We start from the raw sequence: 12,003 nt of genomic DNA on the forward strand, positions 1-12,003 counted from the left end.
TTCATTCGGGACGAATCGTTAGACCCCATTTTATTCATATGAATTAGTCACACATCGGTTTGCCGATTCAGGATAGCCTTAATTTAACGTTTGGCTAACACATCACGTTCATAATCTTTTACTTGCATCAGCCAGCTTTCCTTCACCGGCACGTTCATTTGCTCACAGTAATAATCCCAAATTGCACCAAATGGATAGGTTTTAAATTCCTCCATTAATGCTAGGCGCTCTGTAAAATCGCCTTTTTCTTGCAGTTCTTTCAAATGATCGTTCGGTACAAGTAAGGCATATAAGAGGGCTTTAATCATATTACGAGTACCAATCGTCCAGGCAGCAACACGGTTTATGCTGGCATCAAAGAAATCAAGACCAATGATCACCTGGTTTAATGCATCATTGCGAACAATTTCAAGTGCAATTTCACGAAGCTCATCGTCTAAGATTACGACGTGGTCACTGTCCCATCGAACCGGGCGCGAAACATGAAGTGCCAGTTTATCACTGTATAATAGCATCGAAGAAATTTTGTTCGATACAGTTTCAGTCGGATGATAATGACCTGTATCCACTAAACAAATCTTGTTATTTTTCAGTGCGTAGCCAAGGTAGAATTCATGCGATCCTACGACATATGACTCGGAGCCAATACCGAATACTTTACTTTCTACTGCATCCCAATTACATGTTTCATCCATTTCTGCTGTAAAAATTCGATCAAGAGATTCTTTTAATCTCTTTCTCGGTGTTAAACGGTCGCTTGGAATATCTTTGTAGCCGTCTGGAATCCATATATTTGTTAAGCAGGGCTTGCCTAGTTCACGGCCAAAGTACTCTCCGATTTTTCGGCTTGCGATGCAATGATCAATCCAGAATTCACGAATTTCTTCATTTGGATGAGAAAGTGTCAAGCCGTCTGCTGCTTTTTCATGGGAAAATAGTGTCGGGTTAAAATCCAAACCAAGACCGTTTTCTTTAGCCCAATTCAACCAGTTTTCGAAGTGCTTTGGCTTAAGCTGATCGCGTTCGACTGCTTCTCCATTTGTTTCCGCATAAATGGCATGCAAATTGACCCGATGTTTCCCCGGAATAAGAGATAGCGCTTTTTCAAGATCCATGCGTAGCTCTTCCGGCGTAGTGGCTTTTCCTGGATAATTTCCCGTTATATCAATTCCGCCCGATAATTCACTTTTGTTCACTTCAAATCCAGCAATATCATCACCCTGCCAGCAATGAATCGAAATGGGCACTTTTTTCAGTGTTTCGAGTGCCATATCAACATCAATTCCCCAATTCGCATACGCTTGTTTCGCTGCTTCGTACTGTTCTTTAATTGTCATAACGTCCCATCCTTTTTAACGGATTGAATTGATTACTCCACGATTCTTACTACCTTTTCCTAATCATCTATTCTTCACTTATCACAATGGGCAGTACATACTTAATCTATTATTTTTTGATAGATTGATTTCGCCTATGACAAGCCCTCCACTTAAAGCAACAAAGTCCAAGAAAACAGGTAAAACCTATCAGCGATTAAAAGCTCCAGGTACACCGCCGTCTACAGTGACCATGCAACCCGTTGTTTTGTCTGCTTTTGATGAAGCGAAAAACGCTATGGACTCAGCAATGTCTTCAGGGAATATATTTACTAGCAATGTCGTACGTTTTTTGTAATGTTCTTCAAGCTGGTCTGGATCTATTCCGTATGCAGCGGCACGCTCTTGACGCCAACCCGATCCCCAAATGGAAGATCCTTGTAATACGGCGTCTGGCAAAACAGAATTAACACGGATTCCGAAATCCCCGCCTTCCACTGCAATGCATCGTGCTAGATGTGTTTCAAGTGCTTTGACTGAACTGTAAGCAGAAGCATTTTTTCCAGCATAAACAGAGTTTTTCGATCCGACAAATACCATATTTCCTCCTGTTCCCTGTCGTTTCATTTGTTTAAAAGCTTCACGTGCTACAAGGAAATAGCCTGTCCCGAGTACATTCATGTTTAGGTTCCATTCTTTTAAGGTTGTTTCATCAAACGGGCTGGATGTGGCAAGGCCGGCATTGTTGACGATAATATCAATTCCCCCAAATGTAAGAGCTGATTTATCAAAGGCATCCTGTACCTGCTCTTCACTGGTAACATCCATTTTAAAAGCTGCAGCGCGTTTTTCCCCGTATTCTTTATTTATTTCATCCGCAACTTTTTCTGCACCTTCAATATTTAAATCAGCTAGAACTACATGGGCACCTTCAGAAACTAAACGCCGTGCTGTTGCGCTTCCAATACCGCCCGCACCGCCTGTAATAAAGGCTACTTTGCGTGAGAACTCCGCTTCCGCCGGGGAAAGAGACAATTTATAAAGCTCGAGTGGCCAGTATTCAACGTTATATGACTCATTTTCACTGAGAGATACGAACTCGCCAAGTGCTGTTGCCCCTTTCATAACCGCAATCGCTCGATGGTAAAGTGCTCCGCTCACGTTTGCCATGGCTACGTTTCTGCCTGTGTTGACCATTCCGACTCCTGGAATCAAAATAACTCGTGGTGCCGCCTCAAACATCACATCTCCTTCGTTTTTGTTGCGCTCGAAGTATTGCTTATATTCTTCCTTATATTGTTGAATACCCGTTTTAACTTTTTCCACCAAGGATTCAGTCCGTTCATTTTGAGGATCCCAGTTAATGTAAAGTGGCTTCATTTTTGTATGTACAAGGTGATCCGGGCAAGCGGCACCGACTTGTGATAAGGCTGCCGCATTTTTGCTATTCAAAAATTGCAGGACATCATCAGAATCGTCAAATGTTAAAAGCATTTTTTTCTCTTCGCCCACAGTACCGCGGATAACCGGCATAACCGAAGCAAGTACCTTTTTGCGCTCTTCTTCAGATAATGAGTCAAATGCCTGTCCACCAAATGCATCTTCTTCATGCTGGCGGCTGTTAATAAACTCTTCTGCTTCCGTTATGATCGAAATGGTTTTTTCATAGGCTTCTTTCGATGTTTCACCCCAAGTAACCAATCCATGTTTTTCCATTAAAACAAGCTCGGCTTGCGGGTTATTTTTCACACCTTTTGCGATCATTTTAGACAAAGTGAAGCCAGGGCGCTCATATGGTACCCAGACAAAACGATCACCGAAAATTTCATTGGCGACTTCTTTTCCATTGTCTGCACAGCAAAGACTAATAATTGCATCTGGATGTGTATGGTCAACATGTTTAAAGGGAAGGAAGGCATGAAGTAAAGTTTCAATCGACATACGTGGATGCTTACTGTCGATCATGCAGTGTGACAAATATTCAACCATATCTGCATCAGGCATTGCATCACGCTCGATCAAAGGGTGAATATCCGCTAGATTCAAACCTGTGAAATTGCCAGCTTTCATTGTCGCAAGGTCAGAACCGCTTCCTTTAACCCACATGACTTCAATTTCCCGGCCACGAAAATCCTTCTCCATTGTTTTCATGGATGTATTGCCCCCGCCCCAGTTGCAGACAGCTCGATCTGTACCGATTAAATTAGACCGATATACCAGTTCCTCTACTCCAGATGTTACTTTTGACGCTTCCTTATCATTCCATAAATTATTAACCATTTTGTTTTACCCCCGTTTATCTTTATTTGTGTTTGTTTTATTGTACAATATATTTGTTTTCTTTTGAAGAAGTTTTTTAATTCTTACTAATTTTTCGAAAACAAGAAAAGTGGATGAGCGTGAAAGACCAAGGATGTACCTACCATTTTCGACAATCAAACTCATTCTGCAAGGTAAACTCAACTTAAAAATCACGATTTTACTTAGATGAAATTTATAAATAAACGTAAGCACAACAAATGACAATGAATGAAAAGACTGTGTCCTTTCCATATTAGTAGAAGATTGACCTATGTAAAACTTCCCAAGGACTTTGAAGGACATTTCCTACGGAAAGACATCATTTTCCCGGGTAAATAGGCAGCTGCAGACAAACTTTTTACTAACCCAAATACCATCGATGCAATAATGGCTCTCACTCCTTTTTACTGTAATTAAGAGATACAGTGTTTTTAATCGAATTCCATTTGAAAAATCGGTGCTGTGGATTTATTGAGGTTATATGAGTTACTGTTCAAATAAGAAATGGACATGGGATTTCACACTAAAAATGGAGTTAGCCTTTTGCTGTTGTCTTTCGTTTTAGTACATTTGGGAGATTTTGTTTCTATTTAAAATCAAAGATTCACAAAAGAGTGGATTGGGTACAATATGAAATGAACTAGTAAACGTTATCTTAGTATTATAATTTTCAGGAGGAAGTTTATATGATTAATGAAAAAGTGGCTTTAATATTAGAAGATAAAATTAACGTTATTAAAAGTGATGAAACATCCATTTATTTAGTCGGCCCAATCAAATTACCCGTTAACTTAGAGGGCGAAACAATTATATTCCAGTGGTATTGCTGGTTACGATGTGAGAATATGGCGGGTCATTTTTGTGATGACGGTACTTATAATATAGAAAAGATCATTGAAACTTTAGCCTCTTCCAACTTAGCGGAAATGCAGCAATCCAGTGTGTTACTGTATGGAGATTTTCAACATTCAGCTGATGCCCTTATCCGGATGCATAGTATTTGTCATACTGGGGATATATTTGGCAGCAAACGCTGTGATTGCGGCTTTCAATTAAAGCAGGCTATGAAAATGATTGCAGCTCAAGGATCCGGAGCTTTATTTTATTTAGCGAATCACGAAGGAAGAGGCATCGGATTATTTAGTAAAGCCATGGCTTATGTACTGCAAGAAAAGGGATTGGATACGGTGGAAGCGAATTTGGAGCTTGGATTTGTGGATGATGCACGTAACTATGATGACGCCATTCGAGTGTTAAAAAAATTGCGCTCTAATCCAGTGACTCTTATCACCAACAATCCGAGAAAATTAGAAGCTCTTCAAAACTCAGGTGCCAACGTTGCAGGCAGAGTTCCGTTATGGGGAGATATTTCCGAGTTTAATGAAAAATATTTAAAAACCAAAGTGGTTCGTTCCGGTCATATAAAAGATAGTAAAAATGAATGACTGGTTTGTTTTATATGAAATTGTTTATACCCCTGAATAGGTTTGAATTGTTGGAATAATCGTGGAAACCTCAAGAATCATTGAATGTATTATCCTGTATATATTTGTCGTGGAAATCAAATGTGTTATTAAAAGATGATTTGATAAAAAAGTAAGAAAAGATTTTCGATTCGATCAAACTATTTGTTGAAAAAGGAATTTATTCCAAAAAACATATTCAATACTGAGTTTCTCACAATGTCATTCAATACAATCGCAGATTTTTGGATGAATTAAAAAAAGAGGGAAATCCCCCTCAGGTTAATCAGCATAACAATGTAACCGTGATTACCGATCGATACCAGACAGTTGTCGTAACTACTGCAAAGAGCATTCCCAATACTGCAACTCGGCCATTGCTAAATCCCGGGAAATAAATCATCATAACAGCAATGACGGCTAGAGTGGTTCTTAATGCCCTGGCAAAGCAGACCGTACTTAGTATATCTAGAGCGAAAATCGCAAATGAAATGGGAATCCACCTATAACAATTGTAGCAGTCCTGTCAAATCGCAGTGATTTCTATTCATTATTTCTTTATTAAAAATTGGATATAGAAGAGAGCTTGAGTTAAATTACCAAAAAATTACTTAAAGTTTTCCCTAACCCTTCTCAGTTAACCTTTGATTTTTCCATTAATGACAACACACTTGCCATTTGAAGATTGCTTTATCATCCTTCCATCCTTGATGTATACAGTGTAAGTATTATTGACTTTAGCATCTGTTCTTGCTAGGTCTCCCATTCCTGCTATGATATTTTTGACAGCTTCCCTCTTCAGATTATTCATAATTTGCTTTTTCCATTGTTCCCGTTTGTTCTTTTGTTTATTTTCATCAACCATCAGGATCCCATCCTTCTTGTTTGATTTATGCCTTCCCCGATAATAGTGTATTATTTTTTTATCATCTTGTTACCCATATGCTTTTCCTTATTGGGGCTTCTATTTTTAACAGCACAGGTTACGGTAAAAATGAAAAAATATGCAAGTAAAGGGGCTATAAATAAAGTGGCTCACGCTAGTGATAACAAGAATTTACACAAAAACAGGATGCAACGGAAAGTTGCACCCTGTCTGAAAAAGGGGTTTGCTTCATTTCGAATCAGCATAAATTCTCTGCGATAAACACCTCATCTACATTAGAGTAAATACGGGTATCTGACTAGAGTTTTCCATCCAAAGCAACCATCCCCTATATCTTAAAAGTTTTATCAACTTTCAAAGCATAAATGACAATGATTGAATGAGTTTTCTGCTTTTACGTGCAAGCGAACCATCTCCTTGCGCGAATCGATTTTTTAATGAAGCTACCTGTAGTTAAGTTAAACGTCTTTAACTTACACCTCATTTACTATATGATGTTGAATCATACGTAATCAGTAGCCCCTTCTTCTTTATTTATCATGACCAACAGCGGTTAAAAAATAACTGGTTGTTTATGGATATCGAGAATGGTTTGAAATCAATTTATAGCTTCATAATGAAACTTGGTGAATGAACCCATTAGTACTCTTTCAAACTATTTTCAGCAAATAAGGTATTTAATGGTAATTTAAGTGAAATTTTTGTAATCTCAACAGCCTAACAAATTATTTGTTCACTAACGATCCTTTTTAGCACATTAATTAGTGGAATTAAGCTAAACTAAACAGATAATCTCTCCCTAAGCTCAACTCTCGTCAATGGAAATGACGGGAAATGAGCAAAAATTAAAAAGCCTTGCAATCTTTACTTTATCATTAATTATAGAAGGACAAAGCGAATAACTTCGCTTTGTCCTTTCCTCATAGCATTATGAAGGCTTGATTATTGTGCTTTCAAATCTGCACGATAATCGTCTATAATCGCTTGTATCTCTGGATCTGCCGGAACATTTGTAACGTCGTAGAGGAATCCATCGGATTTGATCAAAGTCATTTTGGCGTCAACGACTTCAAAGGTCAAATTCAGGCGGCCCAAATAATGTTCTTGTTCTCCGCCAGCTTGAGTAATTGGCACCATCACCTCTCCGTTGAATTCGTATTCGGGAGTTTTGATGACCTTGTGTGTATCTGCACCGATTATCGCTGAAACTCCGGGAACCTGAGCCAGCTTATGGTCTTCAGGATTTCCGGCATGCGAAAGGACAATGTTAACGTCAGATTTTTCACTCACTTCAGGAAGCAATGCATTCAACGCTTCAACCGGTTCGATGAAATCGAGGTCTGCAACATCATCCCAACCGCGAATTTCCGGCTTCATTGATGTAAGGCCGATCATGCCGACTTTAACTCCATTGAAAGCAAAGCTCTTCCAAGGTTTTACATTCTGTATGTACTTTCCTGTTTCCCTGTCAATTACATTACCAGTAAGGATCGGGAAATTCACGTTGCGGTGGTAATCCTTTAACTGTTCATAACGGCTGTCCGGTGTGCCCTCTCCGGCAGGGTATACGCGGAAGTCGTTGTTTCCTAGAGCCATCGCATCATAGTCCAAAGCTTTCAAAAGAGACGTCTCCAACTCTCCTTGACCCTCCTGAAACTCGCCGCGCAGGAAGACATCCCCGCCATCGACTAAAAGCACATTCTCCTCTTCATCGCGCACATTTTCAATGATGGTGGCATACTTCGCAATAGAATTATGATGAAGGGTTCCATCATCCAGCGTGACGATGTCATCCAGATGACCATGAAAGTCATTCGTCTGGAGGATGGTGAGTTTAAACTTCTCTCCCTCCTTAAGCTTTTCCTCCGCATCTGCCGTAACGGGCTTTGCGACAAAAGCGGCAGTGATCGCCAGCGAAAAGCAGCCCGTCAAAAATATCTTCCCCATTTTTTTCATACTATTCCCTCCAAGCAATTACTCTATTAAATTGTAAAATAAGTTATTTAGTTCCCAGTTTTTTCGGATTTCTCAAGAGCTACTAGTTTATTTTTTTCTTCAGAGTTAGTTTTTTCTTCTTTGTCATTGCTGATCAAGTCATTTGTTGCCTTTTTAAATTCTTTTAAAGTGTTTCCAAAAGCACTTCCAATCTCGGGTAATTTGGAAGGGCCAAAAATGATTAACGCAATGACTAGAATGAGAATTAGGCCAGGGATGCCGATACTAGATAACAAACGTCTCACCTCCTACCATGATGGTTTGAAAGAACCAGAAAATGCGATCATTACTTATAAAATTGGCATACCATGACGCTCTAAAGCTGCTGCTTCTAATATAGACATGCCTTGTTCATCTGCAAATGCAGTAAGTTTATCCGAAACAACAGGAGCAAGACTAGCTGGCGGCAGAGCCTGGTTCATAGCTCGTCTGCGGGTAGAATTTCTGCGTGCAAATGGCCCCCAAATCGCAAAGGTGATACCTGGTGTTTGCATATTTACAAAGAAAGTGTTTCCATCTGGAGAAAATGTAGGGCCAGCAAATTCTGAACCGTTCATCATATTTTCAGCGAAAGTATAAATATTTCCTTCAGGAGTTAAACCGACGATACGATCATTACCGCCACCATCTTCGGCGATCCAAAGATCTCCCCAAGGAGTGATTGTAATGTTATCCGGTGCTTCTAAATCATTTTTATCAGTAGACTCATAGAATAGTTCTAAGGTGTTTGTCGCTGGCGTGTAGCGATAAACACGGCCAAGACGTGCTGAACCTGCGCTTGTATCATCAAACCATAAAGTACCTTCAGAAAAATAAGCCCCTTCTAAGCGGCTAAACTGAATACAGCCTTTATCCTTAGCGTCTTGCTGTGCAATTTCAGGATTTAATTTTTTCCAAACAATCCCGAATTTTTGTCTAGTACTAAATTGACTTGCAGCTGCAGCCGGCAGCACCAGCGCTCCAAGGTTTTTTTCCATTTACAGGGTAATCTGAATTGGTCCCATTTTCATGATTTCTTACAAGAATGGTTGTACCCTTCTCTCTTTTAAAGGCAGCCATTCCATCGTGAGCAGAAGGGACAAGGTCACCATTAGGCATGATATCACCAGTTCGTGAAAGCATTTTGTAATGAAATCCCCTTGGCAGATCAAGAACTCCATTTGGGTCTTTTACTAATGGGCCATAGCCACCAAACCCACTTGTTGGATTACTGGATTCCGCTGCAAATCCTTTTGTAGCTCCCGCAAGAGAAAATACCCCCGTTGAACCAAGTGTTAATGCTAAAGTACTCATTCCGCCAACTTTTAAGAAATTACGTCTGTTTAAACCGCTATTGCTGGATTTCATCAATATTACCTCCAAAAAATCTTTTTGAGGGGAGCTATATTCCTTATAGCAAACCCTACCCTCAAAATTAACAGACCTTTTTAAATGCTCTGTTAATCCCATGTGATTTTATTCCTTCGCAAGGAAAATAAACCAAAAGTCACAGTTTATCGAAAAACAGTGGAGTTTATAACCATATTTACAACATGCAAGAGGTGGAAATGGATGGTTTGAGTCAAAAGTGGAGAAAAAACTAAGGATTTTGTCATAAAAAGACCGATGCAGATTATTAAAGCTTATTAATAGTTTGTAAATATAGAGATACTATATGACATACTTGTTAACCCGATTAATTCATATCTACTGAATTATTGAAGAGGAATCGGTCAAAGACATGCTATATAATTGATCTGGAAATATTCTAGTTGTAAACCTACTCCCACTTCCTCGCCAAATAAATTAAAGGGCATGTTTTGAATTACTGCCATTTTTCAAGAGTGTTAACTACCAATAAAATAAAAATATCCATCAGTCTCAAGCATATGCTCATATTTACATGCATGATATCTTTTTAATTCGTATAATAGAATAAAGAGTAATCAAAATGAGTCTAATTTACAAAAAGAGGGAGCAGATTTGTTCTGTGGAACCAAAAGGCGAAGAAATAAACAGTTTAGCATTAAAAGTCAAAGAGATCATTCAATCTTCAGGATGTCAAAACGGAGATGTAATCTTTCTGTGTATTGGTTCAGACCGATCAGTTGGAGATTCATTGGGACCTTTAGTCGGAACGATGCTTAAAGAACATACGGTGCCTTATCGTGTTTACGGTACCTTGGAAAATCCGGTTCATGCATTTAATTTAAAAGACACGTTGAAAGAAATTAAAAAACAATTCAAAAAGCCTCTTATTTTTAGTGTGGATGCTTGTTTAGGGGAACAAAACCAGGTCGGTTATGTTTTCTTGAAGGATGGACCTCTTGTCCCAGGGAAAGCTTTAAAAAAAGTATTGCCTGAAGTGGGAGACTATCATATTATAGGAATGGTAAATTATATAGATCCGCTGCCAACGATGCAATTTTTAAATGATACTCGTCTATACACGGTTATGAATTTGGCGAATAAAATCGTAAAAATCATTACTTCTGGAATTAAATAAAAGAATGGGCTGTGCCCAAACCAATGATAATTGGTTTGGGCACAGCCCTAATTGTTTATGTTCGAGAATTTATTTGATAACGTTATACTTAAATAATAGCCCCTGTCAAGATAGCGGCAATGATAAGGACCAATGAACAAATTAGAGCCCATTTAAATGCATACCGCTGTAATTCCCCGATATCTGTCTTTACCATCCCTACTAGTAGAAGAGTCGAGGCCACGAGTGGACTTAAGAAATGTACAGGCTGGCCCAGTACGGAAGCTCTGGCAATTTCTAAAGGACTCACTCCATAAGCTTCTCCTGCTTCGGCAAGAATTGGCAAAACACCAAAATAGTAAGCATCATTGGATAAAACGAACGTAAATGGCATGCTGGTGAATGCAACGACCATCGGTAAAAAAGAGCCTAAAGAATCCGGAATGATGGCCACTAAGGAATTTGCAATGGCGTCTACCATTTTCGTTCCAGAAAAGATCCCTGTGAAAATACCAGCCGCAAATACTAATGTGACAACGGTTATAGCGTTTCCTGCATGTGACCCGATTCGCTCTTTTTGCTGTTCTAAATTAGGGTAATTTATGATCGAAGCAAGAACAAACCCGATTAGAAACAACACCGGGACGGGTACTAAGCCCATTACAAGAACGACCATGACTGTGAGCGTCAACAAAAGATTGACCCATATTAATTTAGGGCGCTTTAAATCATCTTGGATGGCGGATGCTACCGCTGCTTCAGCAAAAGCCCCTTTCATTTCAGGTGCGGATTTGATATAAACAACGCCAAGCCTTTTGCGCTCTTTTTTACCAAGTACATAAGCGGTAAAAAGAATAGCTGCTATTCCTGAGAATAGTGTGGGGATAATCGGGACAAAGAATTCATTTGCATCCAGACCTAAAGATGCAATTGCCCTTGTAGCAGGTCCTCCCCAAGGAGTCATACCACTCATAATACTGACAGCCAGCATAGAAATAGTGGCAAGAATAAGCGGGTTCATACCAAGTCGTAAATAAAGAGGCAGCATAGCGGAAATCGTAATCATATGAGTAGTGGTACCATCACCATCTAAGGCAACGGTCATTGCGATTACTGCTGTTCCTATCGCTATTTTAACCGGATCCCCTTTTACGATTTTTAACATAGTTTTAATAAGTGGATCAAATAATCCAGCGTCAATCAGGACTCCGAAAAACAGAATAGCGAACAATAGCAAAGCGGCTGAAGGTGCGACAACCTTTATTCCATCGAGCATCATATCTCCGAGCTCTGGACCAAATCCGCCAATTAATGCAAAGATAATTGGAATGACTACAAGAGAATTAACAGGTGATAACCGTTTAGACATGATTAAATAAGTAAAGACAACGACCATTGAAATTCCAAGTAACGTTAGAATATGAATCCCTCCTATTATAGAAACCGCTTACAAATTGGATAAAGAGTTTGAATAATTAAAAAATAATACATTGTATTTTTTAGTTTCCCTGTTGCTTTGTTTTCTATTTTTAGAATAGTTCATAACAGTAAATAAGTGAAATACATATTTTTTGTACT

General features: G+C 39.1%; 10 protein-coding genes. 2 read left to right on the plus strand and 8 right to left on the minus strand.

Annotated features, from left to right (window positions below; all coding sequences use genetic code 11):
* Nucleotides 1–83: 83 nt before the first annotated feature.
* Together rhaA and MPH60_RS12045 are read right to left on the minus strand one after the other, a co-directional pair.
* Nucleotides 84–1,337, minus strand: a complete 1,254-nt coding sequence (gene rhaA / locus MPH60_RS12040; protein WP_241588905.1) for an L-rhamnose isomerase — start codon at nt 1,335–1,337, stop codon at nt 84–86.
* Between the two features lie 189 nt (nt 1,338–1,526).
* On the minus strand, nt 1,527–3,596 hold the full coding sequence (locus MPH60_RS12045; RefSeq protein WP_241588906.1) for a bifunctional aldolase/short-chain dehydrogenase: 2,070 nt from the start codon (nt 3,594–3,596) through the stop codon (nt 1,527–1,529).
* 707 nt (nt 3,597–4,303) lie between these two features.
* Between MPH60_RS12045 and MPH60_RS12050 the strand changes: the two genes are divergently transcribed.
* Entirely contained in the window at nt 4,304–5,062 is a 759-nt protein-coding gene (locus MPH60_RS12050) for a GTP cyclohydrolase II (RefSeq protein WP_241588907.1), read from the plus strand.
* Between the two features lie 655 nt (nt 5,063–5,717).
* On the opposite strand, the gene MPH60_RS12055 is transcribed toward MPH60_RS12050, so the two are convergent.
* The 5 genes from MPH60_RS12055 to MPH60_RS12075 all read right to left on the minus strand — a co-directional run bounded on the left by MPH60_RS12055 (nt 5,718) and on the right by MPH60_RS12075 (nt 9,308).
* A complete protein-coding gene (locus MPH60_RS12055) occupies nt 5,718–5,945 on the minus strand; it encodes a hypothetical protein (protein ID WP_241588908.1) in 228 nt (75 codons plus the stop codon).
* A gap of 963 nt (nt 5,946–6,908) precedes the next feature.
* Complete coding sequence (locus tag MPH60_RS12060; protein ID WP_241615829.1) at nt 6,909–7,940, minus strand: bifunctional metallophosphatase/5'-nucleotidase; 1,032 nt, start codon at nt 7,938–7,940, stop codon at nt 6,909–6,911.
* Between the two features lie 29 nt (nt 7,941–7,969).
* A complete protein-coding gene (gene tatA, locus MPH60_RS12065) occupies nt 7,970–8,197 on the minus strand; it encodes a twin-arginine translocase TatA/TatE family subunit (protein ID WP_230163365.1) in 228 nt (75 codons plus the stop codon).
* Nucleotides 8,198–8,251: 54 nt separating this feature from the next.
* On the minus strand, nt 8,252–8,938 hold the full coding sequence (locus MPH60_RS12070) for an alkaline phosphatase PhoX (protein WP_241588910.1): 687 nt from the start codon (nt 8,936–8,938) through the stop codon (nt 8,252–8,254).
* Nucleotides 8,883–9,308 carry an alkaline phosphatase PhoX gene (locus tag MPH60_RS12075; protein WP_241588911.1) on the minus strand — a complete coding sequence of 142 codons (426 nt, stop codon included), beginning with the start codon at nt 9,306–9,308 and terminating at the stop codon, nt 8,883–8,885. The genes MPH60_RS12070 and MPH60_RS12075 overlap by 56 nt, the downstream gene beginning before the upstream one ends.
* Nucleotides 9,309–9,891: 583 nt before the next feature.
* On the opposite strand from MPH60_RS12075, the gene yyaC reads away from it, so the two are divergent.
* Nucleotides 9,892–10,446 (plus strand): spore protease YyaC, encoded by a 555-nt coding sequence (gene yyaC / locus MPH60_RS12080; RefSeq protein WP_241588912.1) that lies wholly within the window; start codon nt 9,892–9,894, stop codon nt 10,444–10,446.
* 88 nt (nt 10,447–10,534) lie between these two features.
* Here the strand turns inward: yyaC and MPH60_RS12085 are convergent, their stop codons facing one another.
* Nucleotides 10,535–11,845 (minus strand): CitMHS family transporter, encoded by a 1,311-nt coding sequence (locus MPH60_RS12085; protein WP_241589049.1) that lies wholly within the window; start codon nt 11,843–11,845, stop codon nt 10,535–10,537.
* Nucleotides 11,846–12,003: the final 158 nt, after the last annotated feature.

This window comes from Peribacillus sp. Aquil_B1 (genome assembly GCF_022603275.1).
Taxonomy (GTDB): domain Bacteria; phylum Bacillota; class Bacilli; order Bacillales; family DSM-1321; genus Peribacillus.